This is a genomic window from Sphingobium sp. B11D3B (assembly GCF_025961735.1).
Lineage (GTDB): Bacteria > Pseudomonadota > Alphaproteobacteria > Sphingomonadales > Sphingomonadaceae > Sphingobium.
Window position 1 is genome coordinate 2,673,943 of the sequence record NZ_JAOQOF010000001.1, and the last position, 21,465, is coordinate 2,695,407.

General features: G+C 65.9%; 18 protein-coding genes. 7 read left to right on the forward strand and 11 right to left on the reverse strand.

Annotation, left to right across the window (positions count from 1 at the left end):
• Positions 1-131 precede the first annotated feature (131 nt).
• Positions 132-611, forward strand: a complete 480-nt coding sequence (locus M2333_RS12300; RefSeq protein WP_264611958.1) for a hypothetical protein — start codon at positions 132-134, stop codon at positions 609-611.
• A gap of 21 nt (positions 612-632) precedes the next feature.
• On the opposite strand, the gene M2333_RS12305 is transcribed toward M2333_RS12300, so the two are convergent.
• Positions 633-1,016: a hypothetical protein gene (locus M2333_RS12305; RefSeq protein WP_264611959.1), complete on the reverse strand. Its 384-nt coding sequence runs from the start codon at positions 1,014-1,016 to the stop codon at positions 633-635.
• Between the two features lie 8 nt (positions 1,017-1,024).
• Positions 1,025-1,210, reverse strand: coding sequence for a hypothetical protein (locus M2333_RS12310; RefSeq protein WP_181561545.1), 186 nt, complete (start codon positions 1,208-1,210; stop codon positions 1,025-1,027).
• A gap of 102 nt (positions 1,211-1,312) precedes the next feature.
• On the opposite strand from M2333_RS12310, the gene M2333_RS12315 reads away from it, so the two are divergent.
• Positions 1,313-1,984, forward strand: coding sequence for a helix-turn-helix transcriptional regulator (locus M2333_RS12315; protein WP_264611960.1), 672 nt, complete (start codon positions 1,313-1,315; stop codon positions 1,982-1,984).
• A gap of 12 nt (positions 1,985-1,996) precedes the next feature.
• On the opposite strand, the gene M2333_RS12320 is transcribed toward M2333_RS12315, so the two are convergent.
• The 5 genes from M2333_RS12320 to M2333_RS12340 all read right to left on the reverse strand — a co-directional run bounded on the left by M2333_RS12320 (position 1,997) and on the right by M2333_RS12340 (position 8,156).
• Complete coding sequence (locus M2333_RS12320; RefSeq protein WP_264611961.1) at positions 1,997-2,755, reverse strand: class I SAM-dependent methyltransferase; 759 nt, start codon at positions 2,753-2,755, stop codon at positions 1,997-1,999.
• Complete coding sequence (gene prfB / locus M2333_RS12325; protein WP_181560842.1) at positions 2,755-3,882, reverse strand: peptide chain release factor 2; 1,128 nt, start codon at positions 3,880-3,882, stop codon at positions 2,755-2,757. The genes M2333_RS12320 and prfB overlap by 1 nt, the downstream gene beginning before the upstream one ends.
• Before the next feature lie 120 nt (positions 3,883-4,002).
• On the reverse strand, positions 4,003-4,554 hold the full coding sequence (locus tag M2333_RS12330; RefSeq protein WP_264611962.1) for a DUF2062 domain-containing protein: 552 nt from the start codon (positions 4,552-4,554) through the stop codon (positions 4,003-4,005).
• Between the two features lie 123 nt (positions 4,555-4,677).
• Entirely contained in the window at positions 4,678-7,179 is a 2,502-nt protein-coding gene (locus tag M2333_RS12335; protein WP_264611963.1) for a penicillin-binding protein 1A, read from the reverse strand.
• Between the two features lie 71 nt (positions 7,180-7,250).
• On the reverse strand, positions 7,251-8,156 hold the full coding sequence (locus M2333_RS12340; protein ID WP_413716492.1) for an N-acetylmuramoyl-L-alanine amidase family protein: 906 nt from the start codon (positions 8,154-8,156) through the stop codon (positions 7,251-7,253).
• Positions 8,157-8,668: 512 nt separating this feature from the next.
• On the opposite strand from M2333_RS12340, the gene M2333_RS12345 reads away from it, so the two are divergent.
• From M2333_RS12345 to M2333_RS12355, 3 genes are all read left to right on the forward strand, one after another.
• The gene (locus tag M2333_RS12345) at positions 8,669-11,356 is read left to right on the forward strand and encodes an Rne/Rng family ribonuclease (RefSeq protein WP_264611964.1); all 2,688 of its coding nucleotides are present in this window, start codon (positions 8,669-8,671) and stop codon (positions 11,354-11,356) included.
• Between the two features lie 89 nt (positions 11,357-11,445).
• Positions 11,446-12,870 (forward strand): M48 family metalloprotease, encoded by a 1,425-nt coding sequence (locus M2333_RS12350; RefSeq protein ID WP_264611965.1) that lies wholly within the window; start codon positions 11,446-11,448, stop codon positions 12,868-12,870.
• 92 nt (positions 12,871-12,962) lie between these two features.
• On the forward strand, positions 12,963-13,685 hold the full coding sequence (locus M2333_RS12355) for a DsbA family protein (RefSeq protein WP_413716128.1): 723 nt from the start codon (positions 12,963-12,965) through the stop codon (positions 13,683-13,685).
• Positions 13,686-13,826: 141 nt separating this feature from the next.
• Here M2333_RS12355 and M2333_RS12360 read toward each other — a convergent pair whose 3' ends face one another.
• From M2333_RS12360 to M2333_RS12370, 3 genes are all read right to left on the reverse strand, one after another.
• Positions 13,827-14,009, reverse strand: a complete 183-nt coding sequence (locus M2333_RS12360) for a DUF2892 domain-containing protein (protein ID WP_264571478.1) — start codon at positions 14,007-14,009, stop codon at positions 13,827-13,829.
• A gap of 102 nt (positions 14,010-14,111) precedes the next feature.
• The gene (locus M2333_RS12365; protein ID WP_264571479.1) at positions 14,112-14,858 is read right to left on the reverse strand and encodes a glutaminyl-peptide cyclotransferase; all 747 of its coding nucleotides are present in this window, start codon (positions 14,856-14,858) and stop codon (positions 14,112-14,114) included.
• Entirely contained in the window at positions 14,855-15,631 is a 777-nt protein-coding gene (locus M2333_RS12370) for a YgfZ/GcvT domain-containing protein (protein ID WP_264571480.1), read from the reverse strand. Before M2333_RS12370 ends, M2333_RS12365 begins: the two co-directional genes overlap by 4 nt.
• Positions 15,632-15,680: 49 nt before the next feature.
• Here M2333_RS12370 and M2333_RS12375 point away from each other — a divergent pair, with 49 nt between their 5' ends.
• Positions 15,681-17,018 (forward strand): dihydroorotase, encoded by a 1,338-nt coding sequence (locus M2333_RS12375; protein WP_264611966.1) that lies wholly within the window; start codon positions 15,681-15,683, stop codon positions 17,016-17,018.
• A gap of 29 nt (positions 17,019-17,047) precedes the next feature.
• Positions 17,048-17,800 (forward strand): monofunctional biosynthetic peptidoglycan transglycosylase, encoded by a 753-nt coding sequence (gene mtgA, locus M2333_RS12380; protein ID WP_264611967.1) that lies wholly within the window; start codon positions 17,048-17,050, stop codon positions 17,798-17,800.
• A gap of 101 nt (positions 17,801-17,901) precedes the next feature.
• On the opposite strand, the gene M2333_RS12385 is transcribed toward mtgA, so the two are convergent.
• Positions 17,902-21,225, reverse strand: a complete 3,324-nt coding sequence (locus M2333_RS12385; RefSeq protein ID WP_264611968.1) for a TonB-dependent receptor — start codon at positions 21,223-21,225, stop codon at positions 17,902-17,904.
• Positions 21,226-21,465: the final 240 nt, after the last annotated feature.

Here is a 21,465-nt window from a genome sequence, read left to right on the forward strand (position 1 = left end):
CCTCTCCCGCCCGGCCTGACATGGCGGCCTGCACCCGTCAATGCCGGCGAAAATCGCGTCGTTACCGTTTCATTTACCATCTGCGCGCTACCGCTACGGCAGGGCCATTCGAGGCAAAGGGGGTAAGCGGCATGGGACAGACAAGAACGATGCGGGCGGGCCTCACATGGGCCGCGCCGGATGTGACGAGCTTGCTGGCGCGGTTGTTCGACCGCACGAGTCGCGCGCAGGCATCGGTTCAGGGTCAGGCTGCACCCTCCGCATGGAGCCCGAGGCCGGCGCCTCGCCTCCGCATGAACGACGACCTGCCCGCCACTCCGGATGTGGCGGAGACAGCGCCGACGCCGCGCCGCCCAGCCCTCATGCTCGTCACCGAGACCAACGCGCTGCCCGCATGGGCGTCGTTCAGCGCGGTCATGCCGGCGCCACTTAGCGATCTGGAGGTCAGCGAGCTGGCCGCCGCGCACTGGCCCCGCGCCCGCCCGATAAGCGATGATGCAGCCATCCGCGTCGCCAGCGATGCGACGGAGGAGGACTCCGCCGCGATGCAGGCCGCGCTGAGCGAGGCGCTCGCCCGCCTGCGCGCACTGACCATCCAGTCCCGCCACTGACAAAGCCGCACCGCACGCCAGTCACCAGTCCTCAATCGTGAGGACCGCCAGCACCATCTCCACCCCGCCATCCTGCCCATCCATCACGGAATCGACCGCCAGATCGACGACGATGTGATGGACGAGGGCGATCTCTGCGTCCGGCAACGTCTTGGTCAGCGCCGTCGCCCTGTCCCACGCATCCGTACCGGGGAGGTGCAGCACGATCCGATGCTGCGCGCCGATGAACGTCGCGCTGCACCAGGGGCGCTGTCCGCCATCCTCCACAGCACAATCTTGGCCTGCCAGCGCCTGCAAAGCAGCCAGCAGACGGCCGTGACAATCGCGCCGCGTGCTGCGAGCTGGGGCGGCCTTGCGAGGCAACGAGCTGGCCATGGCAGACGAACGAGCCGGCGTGAATCTCAACAGCGCTCTCATTGCGCACCTTCCTCATAAATGTTCATGAAATGTTCTACGCGGCGCCGCGTGCGTTCGGAGGGTTCACGCCCTCGACGCAGATCATGCACGAAGCGGGGATCGCGCACGCATTCGCGACCGAAACGGGTTGCCGCCATGCCTGTACGGCGCAGGAATAACTCTATGGATCTCAGGACCGTCATCGCCAACCGAACCTCCTCACTGGACTCGACAATAGGAAGACCCCTAGGTTCTAAAGTTATTTCCTACTTGTCTAGGAAAATTCCTATGTGTAGTGTTCCGCAATGGACAGCGTCGATGCGAGAGCTAATCTGGAGCGGCTGATTCAAGAGCGTGGGGAAAGCTATGGCAGCATTTCCCGCCTGCTCGGTCGCAATCCGGCCTATATTCAGCAGTTCGTGAAGCGCGGCTCGCCCCGCAAGCTGGACGAGGCCGATCGCCAGCTGCTCGCCCGCTTCTTCGGCGTTGAGGAGGCGCTGCTCGGCGGCTCTTCAGCGCTGGCGCCAACCCCGATGAGGCACAGCGCGTCCCTGCCGCGCGGTCTCATCGCGGTTCCTCGCCTCGCCCTCGGCGCTTCTGCCGGTGTCGGCGCGCTGGTCGAGGATGAGGCGGCAGCCGGTGCATTGGCCTTCGACATGCGCTGGCTGAGGGCCCTGGGCGGCCAGCCCGATCAGCTCTCCATCATCCGCGTGGATGGCGAATCGATGGCGCCGACGCTCAGCGATGGCGACGACATCATGGTCGATCGGGCCGATGGCATCGATCGGCTGCGCGATGGCATTTATGTGCTGCGCATGGATGATGTGCTGATGGTCAAGCGCGTCGCGCTCGCGCCCCGCCGCGGGCTCTTCTCGATCCGCAGCGACAACCCGCTCTACCCGACATGGGAGGATGTCGACCCCGCCCTCGTCAATATCGTCGGTCGCGTGATCTGGGCCGGGCGCCGGGTGGGCTGATCGCCTCGCCGGCTATCCGGGGCGACCACGACGCGCGAGGCGGCACGGCCTGATTTCGCTCGGCTCGACACGGCGTTCGCCGGGCTCGAAACGCGCCAGATAGCCGCCCGCCGCTGTCCGGCCTTCCATACCGACGAAGCGGAAGCCGATCGCTTCGAACTCGCAGCGCAGCAGTGCCGGCGGCGTGCCATGATGCTCGGTCGGGCGATCGATATCGACGACCACCACCTGCCCGCCGGACTTGAGCGCGGGATAGAGCCGCCAGAGAAAGGCGTAGGGCTCGGCGATCTCATGATACATGTGCACCATCAGCACTCGGTCGAAGCTGTGCTCCGGCAGGCGCGGATCGTCCGGCGTGCCGAGCTTGACGCTGACATTGTCCCGATTCTCGCGGGTCACCCGCTGGCCGAGCTGGTCGATCACCTCGGCGATGATGTCCTGCCCGAGCACGCGGCCCCTCGGCCCCACGCGTGTGGCGAGCCGCACGGTGTAGTATCCCTCACCCGCGCCAATGTCGGCTACGGTCATGCCCGGCGCGATGCCGGCGCGGTCCATGATCTCCTCGGCCTCGTTGACCCGGTCGCGCGCCTCTTCCGTGGACCAGCGCGTCGAGATGATCGGCGCCACCGGCCGGTCGGCGCGGGGGAAGGCTTCGGCCGTGTCGGGCCGACCACTGGACGCCGGCGCGAGCGAATCGCAGCCCGAAAGCAAGGCAGGGCCAAGCAGCAGGACCAGCGCGGCAGAGCGCCGCGCATCCCGCCCGCCCAGCATCAGTCGACATCCTCGACGTCGACCTTCTCCCCGGTCACCTTCTGGCTGAGCGCGGCCGCCATGAACGGATCGAGCGCGCCGTCCAGCACGTCATCGGGCGCGGTGGAGGTGACGCCGGTGCGCAGATCCTTCACCAGCTGATAGGGCTGCAGCACATAGGAGCGGATCTGGTGGCCCCAGCCGATCTCGGTCTTGGCCTGATAATCGGTGTTGGCTTCGGCCTCGCGCTTCTGCAGCTCCGCCTCATAGAGGCGCGCCTTGAGCATATTCATCGCGGTGGCGCGGTTCTTGTGCTGGGAGCGGTCATTCTGGCTCGCCACGATGATGCCGGACGGCACGTGGGTGATGCGGACCGCGGAATCGGTGGTGTTGACGTGCTGACCGCCCGCGCCGGACGCGCGATAGGTATCGATCTTGAGGTCGCTTTCCTTGATCTCGATCTCGATATTATCGTCGATCACCGGATAGACCCAGACCGAGCTGAATGACGTGTGGCGCCGGGCGGAGCTGTCATAGGGGCTGATCCGCACCAGCCGGTGCACGCCGCTCTCGGTCTTGGCGTAGCCATAGGCATTCTCGCCTTTGAGCAGCAGCGTCGCGGACTTGATGCCCGCCTGTTCGCCCGCCTGATACTCGATCATCTCGACCTTGTAGCCACGCTTCTCGGCCCAGCGCTGGTACATGCGCAGCAGCATTTCGGCCCAGTCCTGGCTCTCGGTGCCGCCGGCGCCGGCATGGATTTCCAGATAGGTGTCGTTGCCGTCCGCCTCGCCGGAGAGCAGCGCCGTCACCTTGTCACGATCCGCCCGCTCGGCCAGCGCGGCGAGGCCGGCAATGCCTTCATTGGCCATCTCCTCGTCGCCCTCGGCATCCGCCATGTCGATCAGCTCGACGGTATCGTTCATCTCGGATTCGATGGCGCGGGTGGCGTTGATGGCTGCGTCGAGCCGCTGGCGCTCGCGCATGACGTCCTGTGCTGCCTTGGGATCATCCCACAGCGTGGGATCCTCCACGCGCGCGTTCAGCTCATCCAGGCGGCGCAGCGCGCGATCCCAGTCGAGGAACCGGCGCAGCAAATCCAGCGCTGCCTGAATGTGGTCGACATGGGCCTGCGCTTCGGCACGCATGAGAAATCTCCGTCAAGTCCGTGGCCAGATGGTGGGCCGAATGCAGCCCGATGCGACGCCGCTTCCCCCCGGTCAAGGGGCGAGAAGGCCGGCCTTGGCACAGCGGGCGGAAAGTTGCTCTCAGATCAACGACTGATCGCGCGGATCGGATGCGGCGGAATCGCCCTGCCGCGCGCGGCTGCGCTGCCGCCAACGATGGGCCACCCAGCCGCGCCAGCCGAGGTGGACGAGGCAAAAGCCCAGGATCGATGCCACAATGGCGAACAGCAGAAGCCCGAGCGCGGTGGGCGCCGCAAAATCCAGCGCGCGCGCGCCGATGGAGCGAATCATCGTATCGCCGCTTGCCGAAAGCCGGTCGCCCAGCACGCCATGCCCCAGCTTGTACGCCGCGAAATAAATGGGCGGGAAGGTGAGCGGGTTTGTGACCAGCGTTGCGCACGCGGCGGTCAATATGTTGGCCCGTGCGGAAAATGCCAGCATGGCCGCAACCGGCGTCTGCCCGAAGGGAATCAGGAAGCCCGCGAACAGACCCAGCGCGACCCCGCGTGCTGTCGACCGCCGGTTGAAATGCCAGAGCAGCGGGTGCGCGATGCGGTGCGCGAACGGCTTCATCCACCGATTCGACAGCAGGCTTTCGCGGGTCGGCAGGCGGCCGATCAACCAGCGCTTCAAGACGGGTCCTCCATGACAGGCGACCTGTCTAACCCATCAAGGCTGAGCATCGCGTGAACGCGGCGCACGAGGACGGGACAAGTAACGGGCCAGACACGCGATATAGGTCGCCGGGCCCGCGGCTCAATAGATGCCGCCCTGCTCCCCGGCGAAATCGCGGCTCACATCGCGGCGGGCCGCGGCGGGCTTGTCCTCGCGCGCGCGCTCTTCCAGCTCATCGCGCCGCATGGAAATACGCGGCTCGGTTTCCGGCTTGAACGCCTCCCAGATGATCGCGGTCCGCGGATCGTCCGACGGCCAGCCGCCGTAGACGCGCTTGCCGCTGCGCCGGTCGACCCGCACCATGCGGACGCCTGCCGGCGCCACGAACGGCGTCTTGGGCATATCCTTGAGAATGGGCGCCATGGCGGACTTCCAGATCGGCGCCGCCAGCGTGCCGCCCTGGGCATAGCCGCCCATGTTACGGGGCTGGTCGAAGCCGACATAGACGCCGGCGACGATGTCCGGCGATCCGCCCACGAACCAGACGTTGGTCGGGCCGTTGGTGGTGCCGGTCTTGCCGAACAGCGGCCGATCGAGATCGCGCAGGCTGGTCGCGGTGCCGCGCTGGATCACGCCTTCGGTGATGTGCACCATCTGATAGGCGGTCATCGGGTTCATCGCTTGCCGCCCGCCATGGGCGAAGCGCGGCATGGCCTTGCCGTTCCAGTCATCGGCATTGCAGCCCTGGCAGGGTTTCCATTTGCGCGGCCAGATCACCTGGCCGTTCCGGTCCTGCACATAATCCATCACCTTGGGGGTGAGCTGGCGGCCGTGATTGGCGAGCATCGCATAGGCATTGACCATCTTCTCGACCGTCGTCTCGCCGGCGCCGAGCGCGAAGGCGAGATAGGGCTGGTAATCGCCAATGCCCATCGCCTTGATGGTGCGGACGACGCGATCCATGCCGGTCTGCGCCGCCGTGCGCACCGTCATCAGGTTGCGCGATTGCTCGATGCCCCAGCGCATCGTCTGCGCGCCACCGCCCCCGCCGGAGAAGTTGCGGAAGCACTTCTGCCCGAGATTGGCGCCCTGCCACACGCAGAAGGGGCCATCGACGATGATCGAGGCGGGCGTCATGCCATTGTCGAGCGCGGCGGCATAAACGAACGGCTTGATGGTCGAGCCGGGCTGTCGCATCGCCTGCGTCACCCGGTTGTAGGAAGACAGGCGCGCATCGAACCCGCCCTGCATGGCGAAGACGCGGCCGGTGTGGACGCCCTCGATCATGAAGCCGCCCGAGACGCCGGGAACGTTGCGCAGCGCATAGGCATTGCCTTCCGGCTTCACCGCAATGACGTCGCCGGGCTTGAGCGAATCGAAGGTCGGCCGGCCATTGCGCCGGTCCGCCAGCAAGGCCGACGCGCGCGGCAATGTGCCGGTCTGGCCACCGGGCAGGCCGAGCGAGGCACTGCTGCCGGACTTGTCCAGCACCACCGCCACGGTCCAGTCCGCATAATCAATGCCAAGATTGGAGGCAGCAAGCTCGCTTTCCCAGCGATCCAGATTGTCGATTTTCGCGATCGGTCCGGACCAGCCCTTGCCCGAATCATAACGCAGCAGGCCCTCGCGCAGCGCCCGCGCCGCCTGCTCCTGCATGAAAGGCGAGAGCGGCGAACGCACCCACAGGCCGCCTGCATAGACGCTGTTGGGGCCATGCTCGGCAGCTTCGCCAAACTCGGCGATCAGGCGACGCCGGATTTCCTCGATATAATAGCCGCCCACAGCACTGTAGCCGCTGCCGCGCTGCCGCACCGCGCCGAGCGGCTGCGCCCGCGCTTCCTCATACTGGCCCTGCGTGATGAAGCGGTTGCGCAGCATCTCGCCAAGCACCCAGTTCCGCCGTTCGAGCGCGCGATCCATGTGGACTTCGGGCCGATAGTTCGCCGGCCCTTTGGGCAGGATCGCGAGATAGGCCGCCTCATGCAGCTTGAGATCGCCGACATCCTTGTCGAAATAGGCGCGCGCCGCGGCCTGTACGCCATAAGCGTTGCGGCCAAGGAAGATCTGGTTGAGGTAAAGTTCGAGGATCTGCTGCTTGGTCAGCACGCTTTCCATGCGCCAGGCGAGGATCGCTTCCTTGAGCTTGCGCGTATAGCTCACCTCATTGCCGACCAGCAGGTTCTTGGCGACCTGCTGGGTGATCGTGGAGGTGCCACGCGGCGTCTGCCCGCTCATCAGGCCCTGGAATGCGGCGCGGGCAAGACCCGGATAATCGAGGCCGTGATGACTGAAGAACGTCCGGTCTTCCGCAGCCAGATAGGCATTCACTAGCATCGGCGGGAAATCGGAATATTGCAGCTGGACGCGACGCTCGCGGGCGAAGCTGTAGACGGGCTGGCCATCGATATCGCGCACCACCGTCGGCAGCGGCGGCTGGTAATCGAGCAGCGTGCGCGCATCGGGCAGATCGCGTGCGAACAGCAGCCAGAAGAGGAAAATCGCGCCAATGAAGGCCAGCAGCGCATAAGCCAGCCAGCGCCAGCGCCGCCGCTTCATCATGTCGCGCAGGCGCGCGCGCACGGCGTCAAGACGCCCGCCCCGCTGCAACCGGAAGCTCGTCGCTTCGTTTGTCGCTTCTTCCATGCGCGCCACCTAGACCAATTCTGCCGCGTGAGGGAACCGATTTTGCGGCAGGGTGCGCGCAAATCTGGAATTCAGCGCTGCGCCGATTGCCGCGCGAAATAGACCGAGACGGCGGCGGCAACGCCCTTGGCCAGTTGCAACCGCCCATCGCGCGTCGCCATCCAGCCGGCCTCGGCATTGTTGCTGACATAGCCGGTTTCCAGCAGCACCGAGGGCGTATCGGCCGATTTGAGCACCACCAGCGAGGCCTGCCGGTGATAAGGCGTGCGGAAGCGGAAATGCGGCAGCCCCTCGCGATGCAGGATCTCGGCAAAGCGCGCCGAGGATTCCATCGTGTCCCGCCGCGTCAGATCGATCAGGATCGAGCTGACCGCCGTGCTGGCGCCCGAGAGGTCGACGCCATTGATGATATCCGTGCGGTTCTCGCGCGCCGCCAGCCGCGCCGCCTCGCGATCGGACGCGACGTCGGACAGGGTGTAGACAGTCGCGCCGCGCGCCTCCCCGTCCTGCGCGGCGTCCGCGTGAATCGAAATGAACAGCCCGGCGCCCAGCTTGCTGGCAATGCTGTAGCGCTCCTGCAGGATGAGGAAGCGATCGTCCGACCGGGTCAGCGCAACGCGGATGCGGCCGGTCTTGAGCAGTTCGTCCCGCACGGCCTGAGCGATGGCCAGCGTCAGATCTTTCTCGCGAATATCGAGGCTGGCATTGTAGGCGCCGGGATCGTGCCCGCCATGGCCGGCGTCGATCACCACCAGCGGGCGGCGCGGGTCTTTCGGCCCTTCGATCGTTGGCAGGGGCACGGCCGGCGCGGCATCGGGAATACGCACGACAAGGCGCGGGCCCTTGGGCGGCCGGCTCATATGGTTTGTGAGGTCACCAGCGCCGGACGCAGGCGCCCAAACCACAGGCGCCAGCCCCTCGTCCAACGGCGCGGCAAGGGTCAGCACAAGAGCAGAAAATGCGGTCAACAGGGCCATGGAGGGCGACTTTTGCCGTCCATGCGGCGCCAGCGCCAGCCAAAAGTTAACCGGCCGGCAAGGCTCTTGCGTGCAGGGTGCCACCGCGCTGGTAAGCAGCCTGGCTTGGTCGGGCAGCGCGGGGCCTTCTGCTTTTCCACGTTGCTCTGCGGAGCAAGCCCTGCTAGCGCTTCGTTCTCCCGGACAACCCGCTGTGCCCGACTGGCGCGCGGTGGGGATTTTTCCGGTTAATCATCGCCTTCTGGGCGATCCGACAGGTTGATGTTGCATGGGGCATGGCTTGATGAGCTTGGAGCGCGCGAAAGCGGGCCTTCAGCCGCGAGCACTGTTCAAGCCGGTATCCGCAGGACGCGGACATGCCCAGGCGACAGACACGCAATCCTTTTTTGAAAACCGGGGTTTTCAGCGCCGCTGCCGTGTCGACACGACACGCAAGAGCGCGCCCCCCTACATGACACCGGGTCGCCATCCCCGCTTGCGGCGCATGGCGATGACCGGCTGGAGAGACTTTAATGACAATGCGTATGCTGATCGATGCGCGCCACCGGGAAGAGACCCGGGTCGCGGTCGTAACGGGGAACCGGATCGAGGAGTTTGATTTCGAGAGCGCTGAACACAAGCAGCTCAAGGGCAATATCTATCTCGCCAAGGTTACCAGAGTCGAACCCTCGCTGCAGGCGGCGTTCGTCGATTACGGTGGCAATCGCCACGGCTTCCTCGCCTTTTCGGAAATCCACCCGGATTATTACCAGATCCCCCGCGAGGACCGTGAGGCGCTTCTGGCTGAAGAAGCCGCACATGCCGCCGAAGAGGCTGCCCTGCGCGGCGATGTCGACGACGAGGATGATCATGGCGAGGACGGCGTAGAAGTCGTCGAGCGCCCGAATCTCGACGAAGACGAAGAGAGCGAAGGCGAAGCGCCGGCCCGCAAGCAGAACGGCAAGGGCAATGAGCAGGCCGCAGAAGAAGTGCGCCGCAAGCGCATGGCCCTGCGCCGTCGCTACAAGATTCAGGACGTCATCAAGCGCCGCCAGGTGCTGCTCGTCCAGATCGTGAAGGAAGAGCGCGGCAACAAGGGCGCGGCGCTGACCACCTATCTCAGCCTCGCCGGCCGCTATTGCGTGCTGATGCCCAACACCAGCCATGGCGGCGGCATCTCGCGCAAGATCAGCAATGGTGCGGATCGCAAGCGGTTGAAGTCCATCATCGCCGAGATGAAGCTGCCCAACACCATGGGCTGCATCGTGCGCACGGCGGGCCTCTCGCGCACCAAGACCGAGATCAAGCGCGACTTCGACTATCTCGCCCGCCTGTGGGACGAGATTCGCGAAAACACGCTCAGGGCCGCCGCGCCGGAGCTGATCCACAATGACAGCGACCTCATCAAGCGCGCGATCCGCGATATCTACCACCGCGATATCGAGGAAGTGATCGTCGAGGGCGATGAAGGCTATCGCCAGGCGAAGGACTTCATGAAGCTGCTGATGCCGAGCCATGCCCGGCGCGTGAAGCAATATGCCGATCCGGTCTCGCTGTTCCAGCGCTTCGGGGTCGAGGACCAGCTCGCCGCGATGTATAATCCGGTCGTGCAGCTCAAGTCCGGCGGCTATCTGGTCATCAACCCGACCGAGGCGCTGGTCTCCATCGATATCAACTCGGGCCGCTCGACGCGCGAGCACAGTATCGAGCAGACCGCCACGGCCACCAATCTGGAAGCTGCGCGCGAGATCGCCCGCCAGCTGCGCCTGCGCGACATGGCCGGCCTCGTCGTCATCGACTTCATCGACATGGAGCACAACTCCAACATCCGTAAGGTCGAGAAGGCGATGAAGGAGGCGCTCAAGGACGATCGCGCCCGCATCCAGGTCGGCCGCATCTCCGGCTTCGGCCTCATGGAAATGAGCCGCCAGCGCCTGCGCACCGGCGTGCTGGAAGCCTCGACCCGGCCCTGCCCCCATTGCGAGGGCACCGGTCTCGTCCGCACGGCATCCTCGGCGGGCCTCTCGGCCCTGCGCATGCTGGAAGAGGAAGCCGCGCGCGGTCGCGGGAGCCAGATCACCCTGCGCGCCAGCCAGGAAGCGGCCTTCTACGTGCTCAACAACAAGCGCCGCGAACTCGATGAGATCGAGAACCGCTATGGCGTGACCATCCTCATCCTGCCCGATGGCGAGATCGAGGGCGCCCGCATGTCGGTCGAGGCTAGTGGCCCGCGCCCGACCATGCAGGTCAGTTATGCCCCCGTCATCACCGAAGAGGTGGAGGACGAAGAGGACGAGATCGAGGACGTCGAGGAAGAGGAAGAGGTCGCTGAAGAGCGCCAGCCTCGCGCAGACGACGAAGGTGGCGAGGGACGCAAGCGCAAGCGTCGCCGTCGTGGTCGCCGTGGCCGGCGTGACCGGGACGACCAGTCGCCGCAGGACAGCGATGGCGCTGCGTCCGACGAGGATGATGACGCGCAGGCCGATGCCGATGAGCGCGATGACGAGCAGGCCGATGCCGGCCCGTCCGAATCGAGCGAGGCCGAAGGGTCTGACGAGGCACCGCGCCGCGGCCGCCGTGGTCGCCGGGGTGGTCGTCGCCGGCGGGGCGGACAGAGCGACGGTGCAGACCATGGTGCCGAAGCCAACGAAGGCGAGACGGACGACGCCGCAGGCGTCGCGCCGGTCGAATCGGCGGACGCTGCCGAGGCAGTGCAGGAGACGGCCGAGCCCGCATCGCCCGAGCCTGCTGCCGACGCGGAAGAAGCGCCTGCGCCCAAGCGCCGCCGCCGCACCCGCAAGGCTGCCGAAGCCGCGGATGAAGCCGTGACGGTCGAAGTCTCGCCGGAACTGGCCGAAACCCCGACCGTCGAAGCGCCTGCTGCTGAAGCACCGACCGAGGCCGCCGAAGAGGCACCGGCACCCAAGCGCCGCACGCGTCGCAAGACGACCAAGGCTGCGGAAGCGCCCGCCGCGACCGAGGGTGAGGCCCAGCCGGCAGCCGAGGCAAGCACGGAGGCGGCAGAAGAGGCTCCCAAGCCCGCCGCCAAGCCCCGCGCGCGTCGCAAGCCCAAGACCGTCGAGGCCGCTACCGAGGCGCGCGAGACGCTGGTCGCGGATGCCGCCGACACGGTCACGGACGCTGACGCGCCGGCGCAAGCCGACGGCGACAGCGCTGAAACGCCCCGTCGCGGCTGGTGGCAGCGCACGTTCGGCGCGTGACGCACACCGCCCTGCGGTCTGAGAACCGGCATGATGGGTCGCCCGATCCGTCATGCCGGGTTCAGGCTCGCCGGGCTAAGGGGCCGGTCATGGATCGGCCGCTCTCCCCTCCCCGGCAGCTTGCCGGCCAGCTCAAACCCCATCATGCCCGTGAGGCGGCTGTCGCGCCCTGGCTGATCGGCCGACTTCTCGCCGTTCTTGCGCTGCTGAGCCTGCTCGCCGCGCAGCCCGCGTTGGCCCAGTCCGTCCTGCGCGATGCCGAAACCGAAGCGCTGATGCGCGATGCCTCCGTCCCGATCATCCGGGCCGCCGGGCTCGATGAGCGCAATGTGCAGATGCTGGTGATCAACGATCCCAGCCTCAACGCCTTCGTCGCGGGCGGGCAGATCGTCTGGTTCCACAGCGGCCTGATCGCGGAAGCCGATGACCTCAATCAGGTGCAGGGCGTGATGGCCCACGAGCTTGGCCATATCGAGGGCGGCCACATCGTGCGCTTTGCCGATGGCGCGCGGGAAGCCACCGGCATCCAGCTCGTCTCGCTGCTGCTCGGGGCGGCGGCGATGGCAGCGGGCGGGGGCGAGGCCGGCATGGGCATCATGGCGGCGGGTCAACAGGCCGCCATGGGCCGCTTCCTCACCTTCACCCGCACGCAGGAATCGAGCGCGGACGCCGCCGGCGCGCGCTATCTCAAGGCCGCCGGCATCAGCGGCAAGGGCAGCATCGCCTTCTTCCAGAAGCTGCAGAATCTCGAATATCGGCTGTATGTGCCGCAGGACACCTATGTCCGCACCCACCCGCTCTCGCGCGACCGCATCTCGGCCCTGACGGCGCTGTATGAGAATGATCCGGCCTGGAACAAGCCAACCGACCCGGCCTTGGAAGCGCGCTTCCAGCGTGTGCGCGCCAAGCTGATCGGCTTCGTCAGCGAGCCGGAAAAGACCCTCAAGCTTTATCCGCCCTCGGACCAGAGCCTGCCCGCCCATTATGCGCGGGCCTATGCCTATCATAAGAGCGCCTTCACCGAGAAAGCGCTGGCGGAAGTCGATACCCTGCTCAAGGCCGCGCCGCATGACCCGTATTTTCTGGAGCTGCAGGGCCAGGTCATGCTCGAATCCGGCAAGCCCGCCGATGCCATCCCGTCGCTGCGCGAGGCCGTGCAGCGCACCAATGGCGAGCCGCTGATCGCCGCGATGCTCGGCCATGCCCTCGTCGCGACCGAGGATGACAGCCATCTCGATGAGGCGGAGCGCGTGCTGCGCAACACGGTCGCGCGGGATCGGCAGAATCCGTTCGCCTGGTATTCGCTCGGCGTCGTCTATCAGCGCAAGGGCGACACCGCCCGCGCCGCGCTCGCCACGGCCGAGCGCTACTCGATGGAAGGGCAGGACGCACTCGCCCTGCGCCATGCCGATGTGGCACTGGCCGGCATCCAGCCCAACTCACCCGATTATCTGCGGGCGCAGGACATTGCGATGGCCAGCCGCGCCGCCATGGAAAGGACACGAAAGAAATGACGAACAAGGCAGGCGCGGGCGCGCTGTTCCGCGCAGCCGGGGTGATCGTGTCCGCGCTGGGCACCCGCACCGGCGAGCGCAAGCGCGGGCGGATGGTGATGCCGGCTATGGCCGTTGCGCTGCTCGCCGGCGGCGCGGCGGTGACCTATGCTGCGACCAATCAAAGCCCGGCCATGCCGACGGCGGACCGCGCCGCCATCGAATCGGTGGTGCGTGACTATATACTCGAGCATCCCGAGATCATTCCGCAGGCGATGGAACGGCTGAAAGCCAAGCAGACCGCCGGCACCGTCGATCAGAACCGGTCCGCGCTGGAAACGCCCTATCCGGGCGCATGGGAAGGCGCGGCCCAGCCCAAGGTCACCCTCGTCGCGTTCATGGACTATGCCTGCGGCTATTGCCGCGCCGCGCTGCCGCATATCGAGGAACTGGTGAAGGCCAATCCCGATCTGCGCGTGGTCTATCGCGAACTGCCGATCATTGCCGATGGCAGTGCCAATGCGGCGAAGGTCAGCCTGCTGGCCGCCAGCGAGAACAAGTTCATGGCCTTTCACAAGGCGATGTACGCGGCCGGCGGCGTCTCCTCGGACGCCATCCTCAAGGCCGCGCGCACGGCGGGGCTGGATGCCGACAAGGCGAAGGCCGCCATTGCGGCCAAGGGCGGCGATGATGAGTTCATGAGCAACATCCGCCTCGCCCAGGCCCTCGGCGCCGAGGGCACGCCTTTGTTCGTGGTGGGCGATCAGGTGTTCAACGGCCTGGTCGGCACCGAGACGCTACAGGCGGCCGTGGACAAGGCGCGCACCAAGGGCTGATTGACCAGAGACGGCTTGGGTCGGCGCCGTTCAGGACTCCAAGCCGGACGTTGGAGGCCCCCTCCGCTGCCAAGAGGGGGCCTCCCTTTGCACTGGCCTCCAATGCCCGGACGGTGGGACGAGAGGCGCGCAAAGTGACGGTCAGGACTTGGTCCTGATTCCGATCAGTGCGTAGAGCGGGCAGAAGCTTACGAACGCGGTGAGCAGCGGCACCAGGCCGATCCAGCCCCACGGCGTTCGCGGGCCGACAAAGACGAGCGCGATCAGCCCGAGGCCAATCAGGATCCGGATAATCCGGTCCAGTCGTCCGATGTTCGCAGCCATGGCCACAGCCCTCTCACAATTTCATCTGACGGTGATGCTAGGCGGGTCGCAGGCGCCTGACCTTGACGAAGATCAAACAGGCGCGATCTCAGTCGTTCAGGCTCAGTCCTGCAGGCGCAGCGCGTAGATTTTGGGCCAGTTCTTGCCGGTGACGTAGAGAAGCTGCGCCTTGGCATCCCACGCGATGCCGTTCAGCACGCCCTCGCCGCTCGCGCTCATATTCTTCGCCACCAGCGGTTGCAGGTTGATCCAGTCGTCGATCTTGCCGGTGGCCGGATCGATGCGGGCAATGAGCGGCGAGAACCAGATGTTCGCGTAGAGAACGTCGCCGACCTGCTCCAGCTCGTTGAGAAAGCGCACAGGCTCGCCTTCCCATGTGACGGTGACGCGGCGCTGCTCCTTGTAGCTCTCGGGATCGAGAAAGCGCAGGTCCGGCGTGCCATCGCTCATGATCAGCGCGTGGCCATCATGAGTGAGGCCCCAGCCCTCGCCCGTGTAGCCGAACGAGCCGATCGGCTTCAAATCCTTGCGGTTCCAGACGAAGCCGGTCTCGTCCTTCCAGGTGATGCTCACGATCCGGTCGCCCCAGATTGTGCTGCCCTCGCCGAACACATCGGCGCGCATGGGCCGCCGCTGCAGGATCTTGCCGTCACTCAGCCGCATGATCCGCACATCTGACTCGCCGACCTGCCCGGTGGTTTCGTAGATCAGCTCGCCATGGATGGTGAGGCCCTGGGTGAAGGCGCGGGTATCATGCGGCAGTTCGCGCACGATCTCCCATTTGATCTCCGCCTGCGCGGGCCCCGCGCTGAAGACGAGGACGAAGATCGCGACCAATAGCCGCTTCATTCGGCGTCTTCCGCGAGCGCGTCGGCCTGCCAGTCCGGCAGCGTGATCCCCTCGAGCGAATCGACCGGACGATGATCCACCGCGAGCCCCAAAGCCGGATAGGCAATGCGCAGCCGGGCCGGGTCGGACCGGTCAAGCGGCACCACCACGAGCCGCCGGTTCACCTTGTTGCGATAGTGCATCCGCGCGGTATTCTCCTGCCCGACATAGCAGCCCTTGCCATAATCCACGCCGTGCAGCTCTTCCGCGTTGCACTCCAGCCAGAGCGTCTTGTCGTCGCCCAGCTCCGCCACGCCTTCCGGCACGCCTTGGGCCAGCCGATGCGCGCGATACATGTCCGAAGCGTCGTCCTCCCCCGCTGGGGCCAGCCAGCGCCAGCCCAGTGCCGCGAGGCGGGGGTCGGTGGATGCGCCATCGACCGGATCGGCGGACCAGTGCGCGGCAAGCCCTTCCTCGATGCCGATGGTGACGGGGCGGCGCAGCCGGTACAGCGTCAGCCTGCGGGCCAGCGCCTCGACACGCGATGCCTCGCAATCAATCAGCACGTCCTCGCCGCCCGCCGGATCGGCCCAGAGCAGCATATCGTAGAGCGCCTTGCCCTGCGGCGTGAGCAGTCCGGCATAACGCGGCGCGCCCGGCTGCAGGCTCAGCACGTCCTGCGTGAGCAGGCCTTGCAGGAACGGCCGCGCCTCCGCTCCGCCGACACGAAGAATGGCCCGATCGCGCAGCGTGGTGGCGAGGGGCGGCGTGGCAAGGGGGGTGGTGGCGGACATGCGCTTTAGGTAGGGGGAGAGGAGCACCAAGCCAAGAGAGGTTCGCGCGATGGCCCAGACATTCGACCTGCTGCTGAAGGGCGGCACCGTCCACCTCCCGAGCGGCCCCGCACGCGTGGACGTGGGCGTCAATGCCGGCAGGATCGCCGCGATCGGCACCAGCCTTGGCGATGCGGGGGAAACGATCGACTGTACCGGCCTTGATGTGCTGCCGGGCGTGATCGACAGCCAGGTCCATTTCCGCGAACCCGGGCTGGAGCATAAGGAAGATCTCGAATCGGGCAGCCGGGCCGCGGTGCTGGGCGGCGTGACCGCCGTGTTCGAGATGCCGAACACCAATCCGAACACGGACACTGCCGAGCGCGTGGCCGACAAGCTCAAGCGCGCCCATCACCGCATGTGGTGCGACCATGCCTTTTATGTCGGCGCCACCGGCGACAATGCCGAGCAGCTCGGCGAGCTGGAGCGCATCCCCGGCACGGCGGGCGTGAAGATCTTCATGGGCGCTTCCACCGGCAGCCTGCTGGTCGCCGAGGACGAGGCCCTCGCGCGGGTGCTCGCCCATGGCCGTCGCCGCGTCGCCGTGCACTGCGAGGACGAGGCGCGGATGAATGCGCGCAAAGATGAGCGGATCGAGGGCGATCCGGCCAGCCACCCGGTCTGGCGCGACGATGAAAGCGCGATGATGGCCACCCGCCGCATCGTGAAGCTGGCGCGCGAAGCCGGCCGCCGCATCCATGTGCTGCACGTCACAACGCCCGCCGAGCTGGAATTCCTCAGCCAGCACAAGGATGTCGCGACCTGCGAGGTGACGCCGCAGCATCTCACGCTGGCGGGCGAGGATGCCTATCCGCGCCTCGGCACCTATGCGCAGATGAACCCGCCGATCCGCAGCGCTGCCCATCGCGAGGGGCTGTGGCACTGGGTCGGCCAGGGCGTGCCCGATGTGCTCGGCTCCGACCACGCGCCACACACCAAGGAAGAAAAGGCCAAGACCTATCCTGCCAGCCCGAGCGGTATGCCCGGCGTGCAGACTTTGGTGCCGCTTTTGCTCGATCACGTGGCGAACGGCCGCCTGACGCTGCAGCGCTTTATCGATCTGACCAGCGCCGGACCGCAGCGCATCTTTGGCCTGGTCGGCAAGGGCCGCATCGCGACCGGCTATGATGCCGACTTCACCGTCGTCGACCTCAAGGCGCGCTGGACGATGGGCGCGGACTGGATGGCCTCGCGCTGCGGCTGGTCGCCATTTGAGGGCATGAGCGTGACCGGCCGTCCGATCGGCACCATCGTGCGCGGCCATCGGGTGATGTGGGACAACCAGCTCGCCAATGAGGCGGTAGGCGAACCGGTGCGCTTCGAGGCGACCGAGTTCCCCGGCCACTGAGGCAAAGGCAAAAGGGGGAAGGCGGGGCGATGGCGACAACGCGGAGCACCACGAGACGCAAGGCGCCCCGGCGCAAGGGCCTGGGCTTTCCCGGCAATCCCACCAGCCTGCCGGGCAAGCTGTTCCGCTGGCTGCTGATGCTCATCCTCGCCTTCATCGGCATCTCGTTGCTGCAGGTGCTGGTCTATAAAGTCGTGCCGGTGCCGGTGACGATCACCATGCTGATGGACAAGAACGGCATCACCAAGGACTGGACGCCGCTGTCGGACATCGATCCGGACATGCCGCGTGCCGCCATTGCCGGCGAGGATGCCAAATTCTGCCAGCATCACGGCTTCGACACCGATGCCATCCGGCAGGCGATGGAGCAGAACGCCCGCGGCGGGCGCATTCGCGGCGGCTCCACGATCAGCCAGCAGACCGCCAAGAACGTGTTTCTCTGGCAGGGCGGCGGCTTCTTCCGCAAGGGGCTGGAGGCCTGGTACACGGTGCTGATCGAAGCGATCTGGGGCAAGCGCCGGATCATGGAAGTCTATCTCAACGTCGCCGAGACGGGCATCGGCACCTATGGCGTGCAGGCGGGCGCAATCCGCTACTTCAACCACGGCGCCGACAAGATGAGCCGCACCGAGGCCGCCCGCATCGCGGCGGTCCTCCCCCTGCCCAAAAAGCGCGGCGCCATCGCCCCCACCGGCTTCACCCGCCGCCACGGCAACAACATCGCCCGCTGGATCGGCCATGTGAAAGCCGACGGACTGGATGCCTGCCTTGATCTGAACTGAGCGGGCAGACGCAGTTCCCGCACAAAGAGCAAATAAACAGCCCAACAAAAAGGGCGGAGGCATCGCTGCCCCCGCCCTTTTCGATCTTTATCCCGCGCCGATCAGAAGCTGAAGCGTGCGCCCAGACGGATCGCGTACAACGACGATCCGTTTGTCGTCACCAGTTCGTCCGCCAGCACAGTGTCGCTACTCGGCTGCTCATATTTGTACTGAGCACAGCTGTTGGCGCCCACTGCCACGCAGCTCACCTTCGCAACGGTCTTGCGGAAGGGGAAGCTCGACCGAAGCTGCTGGCCCCATTTGTGGTTGAGCAGGTTCGTGAAGTTCTCGATGTCCGCGAACAGCGCGAAACGCGTGCCCAGAGGCAGCGGCAGTTCCTGCTCCACATGAAGGTCGATGCGCGTGAACGCCTTCGAGCGGAAGGCATTGCGCGGCGCAACCTGCCCGCGATAGCCTGCCAGCCCAGAGGACTGGATGATGCTGTCGATCCGCGTTGCCGTCGCCGCACTATCATAGATGACCTTCGGGTCGTTCACGCCGGTCGGCACGTAGAACAGATAGCGCTGTGCACTGCCGGCCGTGCCGAACACACCCGAGCGGCCGCCCGAGAGATCCTGCATCGTGTAGCTGTACCGGGCACCGGCACGGGTCGAGCCGAACAGGTCGATACGCGTCTTGTAATCCCCGAAGAACGCGCGCTCGAACGACGCATTGTAGCGGAAGGCCCAAGTCACTTCGTCGTTCGAATGGCCAGGCCCGCTCAGATTGGCGTCATAAGCCGCGGTGTTGCCGTAGATCGAGCTTGCCTGAGAGGACGTGAGCGAGGTGTCGTCACGCACGTCCTGACGGGTATAGGCACCGCCGAGCGTCAGACCCCAGTCCCAGCTCTTCTCGGCGCGCAGGACGCCGATCCAGCCGCGACCATAATCGGTGTTGGTCAGGAGCAGGTCCTGGCCGGTATCGTTCGCGTTGCCGATCTTGCTGGTGTAGCGCTGACGGCCGTCCGGCGTGAGCGAGCCTGCAACGGGGATCGACCGCAGATCGATGACCTTCACCTGCGAACGCACTTTCGAATACAGCACATCGGCGCCGAAGCGCCAGCCGTCGCCGAGCGGACCCAGATCGGCCTCATAGTCCGCCGACAAGGTCGCGCGGAATTGGTTGGGTGCCTTGAAGTTCGGATCGATCGCATTGATCGACGTGGTCGCGTTCGGGTTCGCAGACAGACCGTTGGCTGCGGCGACCACCGCAGTGTTGGCAGCAGCGGGAATGTTGGTGAACGACGGGTTGTTGAGGATGGAGGACGCGTTTGCGCTGTTGGCGCCGCTCGCGGAACCGTTAAGCTGGTAAATGCCGCCGTCCGTCTGGCGCGCCGTGATCGATGTGTTGATCACGCCGGTGTTGGAGAAGGAGTTGCCGATATAAACGTCCGGCGATCCGCCACCAAAGATGCCGCCACCACCGCGAATGGTGAGGCGCGGCGTTGCCTTGTAGGTGAAGCCAAGGCGGGGCTGCAGCAGGTCGATGCCACTGATGTTGCTGTTATTCGAGAAGCCGTAGCGCGGGTAAAAGTTGGGGTTTACCGCCGCAGTGCTCTTCATCCCGAACACATCCCAGCGCAGACCGACGCCGACCGAGAGCGTCTCGTTCACGCGCCAATCGTCCTGCAAGCCGAACGTGTACACATTGTAGGAGAAGCTGGCGGCGGCATCCGCGGGGTTAAGCGAAGCCGCGTTGTTGTAGCTGAAGCTCTGCGCCGTGCCGGCCTGGAAGTCGGCGATCGAGTCGAAATAATAGGTGCCCGCCGACGGATTGACGAACATGTTGAAGGACTTGGTGTGATTCCATTCCGCAAGAGCGCGGAGGTTGTGGTCGCCAGCCTTCAGCTTGGCGGAAACGGACCCGCCCCAGCTCTTGATGTTCAGCACATTCGACTGGCTCGGGCCGCCGGCACCCAGGACGAACTGCGGCGTCCCAGTGGGGCACACGATGCTGGCCGCGGTCGTGGTAGCGCCATTCGTCGTGCGATCCGAGGTCGGCGCCGCGCAGACGGACATCTGGGCGCTGCGGCCCATCAGAGGGAACTGGCCGCTGTCATAGGTCTTGTAGAGAGCGCGGGTTTCCGTCGAGAAGGTCTCGGACCAGTCGGCATTCCACGCGAGAATGCCGGCCTTCAGCTCGTTGGGCTTGCGATAGGCGTTGGATTCCAGACCCAGATCGCGGGTGCCGGTGGTCGTGCTGACGTTCAACTCATCCTTGGTATAAAGACCGGTCAGCGAGACGCGCTGCGTTTCGGAAAGGTTGGCGTCCAGCTTGCCGACGATCCGGTCGTCCTTGTCGCCATCGGTGCGGAGCAGGCCGCCGACGTCGTAGTTGTAACGGCTCTGGGCGATGCCCACGATCTGCTGCAGGGCTGCATTCGTCGCGCCGATGACCGGCGTGCCAGCATTGTCTTCCTGCGTGCCGAAGGCCACCGGACGGGCGGCGCGCACGCGCTCGGCAGAGACCATGAAGAACAGCTTGTCCTTGATGATCGGACCCGAGAGGGTGGCGCCAAAGTCCTTGCTGGTGAAATCGGGCTGCGTGACCCGACCGGCGGTGTTGAGGATATAGGGCTTGGTCCGCTTCCCGGTCAGCTCGTCCGAGCTGAAGGTGAAGAAGGCCGTCCCATGGAATTCGTTGGTGCCCGACTTGAGGATCGCGTTCGAGACGCCGCCCTGGAAGAAGCCTTCGCGGATATCGTACGGCGCAACCTTGGTTTCGAACTGCCCGATGGAATCGAGCGGAACCGGGCCACGACGTGACGGCAGCGCATCCGGGTTGAGGCCGAAGCTGTCGGTGACCGGAACGCCGTCCACGGTGAAGCGGTTGAAGCGGGGATTCTGGCCCGCGAACGAAACCTGGCGACCGGTCGTCTGGCTGGTGTCGAGCGTCGCAAACGGGTCGCGCGCGGCAATGTCGCGGATGTCGCGATTGACCGAAGCGATCTTGCCGATCTGCTCAGCAGTCATGACCATGGCGGGGCCCTGCGATACGTTGCCAGCGCCGCGGATGGCCGATGCCGTCACGACGATGGCGTCGCCCGAGGCCATCTCAATCGGCAGCGTGAAGGACTGGCCAACGACCGTGTACACGTCCGTCACGCGGACATCTTCGAAGCCCGATGCGGCGACCTCAACCGTGTAAGGCCCACCAATCCGCAGGCCGCTGGTCGAGAAGCTGCCGTCGGCGCCCGTCGTCGTGCGCGAGACGGTGCCCGAGGGGACGTGCGTCACGGTGACGGCGGCGCCGGCGACCGGCGCGCCTTCCGCCGTGACCGTACCGCGCACGGAAGAGGTTGTTTCCTGCGCATGGGCAGGGCTGAGCGCCACGCAGGTGGCGATGCTCGCGGCCGAGGCAGCGAGGAAGAAGCGGAAGTTGCGCATCGAAGATCCCCTTTAGATCATCACGAAAACTGGTCTTGAGCCGTCCTGATCACGGCTGCCTTCACCCCTATGGGCTCGGACACATCCTCTCGCCTGGTCTGCGATCCTTATGTCATCGCCCGTGTCTGGCGGACGTGACTCAATTATGACGATGGCGGGTTCATACTGGCGACCAGCCCAGTCTCGCCATTGCGAAATGAGCGGTATGTATCCGGAAAAAGGAGGAAAATTCCGCAAATC

Bases quoted from the DNA above. Each gene is read 5' to 3' on its own strand.
- M2333_RS12355 (WP_413716128.1), top strand. From the start codon at position 12,963: ATGGTGATGCCGGCTATGGCCGTTGCGCTGCTCGCCGGCGGCGCGGCG.
- M2333_RS12300 (WP_264611958.1), top strand. From the start codon at position 132: ATGGGACAGACAAGAACGATGCGGGCGGGCCTCACATGGGCCGCGCCG.
- M2333_RS12360 (WP_264571478.1), bottom strand. From the start codon at position 14,009: ATGGCTGCGAACATCGGACGACTGGACCGGATTATCCGGATCCTGATT.
- M2333_RS12335 (WP_264611963.1), bottom strand. From the start codon at position 7,179: ATGGAAGAAGCGACAAACGAAGCGACGAGCTTCCGGTTGCAGCGGGGC.
- M2333_RS12375 (WP_264611966.1), top strand. From the start codon at position 15,681: ATGGCCCAGACATTCGACCTGCTGCTGAAGGGCGGCACCGTCCACCTC.
- M2333_RS12310 (WP_181561545.1), bottom strand. From the start codon at position 1,210: ATGACGGTCCTGAGATCCATAGAGTTATTCCTGCGCCGTACAGGCATG.
- M2333_RS12340 (WP_413716492.1), bottom strand. From the start codon at position 8,156: ATGGCCCTGTTGACCGCATTTTCTGCTCTTGTGCTGACCCTTGCCGCG.
- M2333_RS12345 (WP_264611964.1), top strand. From the start codon at position 8,669: ATGACAATGCGTATGCTGATCGATGCGCGCCACCGGGAAGAGACCCGG.
- M2333_RS12365 (WP_264571479.1), bottom strand. From the start codon at position 14,858: ATGAAGCGGCTATTGGTCGCGATCTTCGTCCTCGTCTTCAGCGCGGGG.
- M2333_RS12385 (WP_264611968.1), bottom strand. From the start codon at position 21,225: ATGCGCAACTTCCGCTTCTTCCTCGCTGCCTCGGCCGCGAGCATCGCC.
- mtgA (WP_264611967.1), top strand. From the start codon at position 17,048: ATGGCGACAACGCGGAGCACCACGAGACGCAAGGCGCCCCGGCGCAAG.
- M2333_RS12315 (WP_264611960.1), top strand. From the start codon at position 1,313: ATGGACAGCGTCGATGCGAGAGCTAATCTGGAGCGGCTGATTCAAGAG.
- M2333_RS12370 (WP_264571480.1), bottom strand. From the start codon at position 15,631: ATGTCCGCCACCACCCCCCTTGCCACGCCGCCCCTCGCCACCACGCTG.
- prfB (WP_181560842.1), bottom strand. From the start codon at position 3,882: ATGCGTGCCGAAGCGCAGGCCCATGTCGACCACATTCAGGCAGCGCTG.
- M2333_RS12350 (WP_264611965.1), top strand. From the start codon at position 11,446: ATGGATCGGCCGCTCTCCCCTCCCCGGCAGCTTGCCGGCCAGCTCAAA.
- M2333_RS12320 (WP_264611961.1), bottom strand. From the start codon at position 2,755: ATGCTGGGCGGGCGGGATGCGCGGCGCTCTGCCGCGCTGGTCCTGCTG.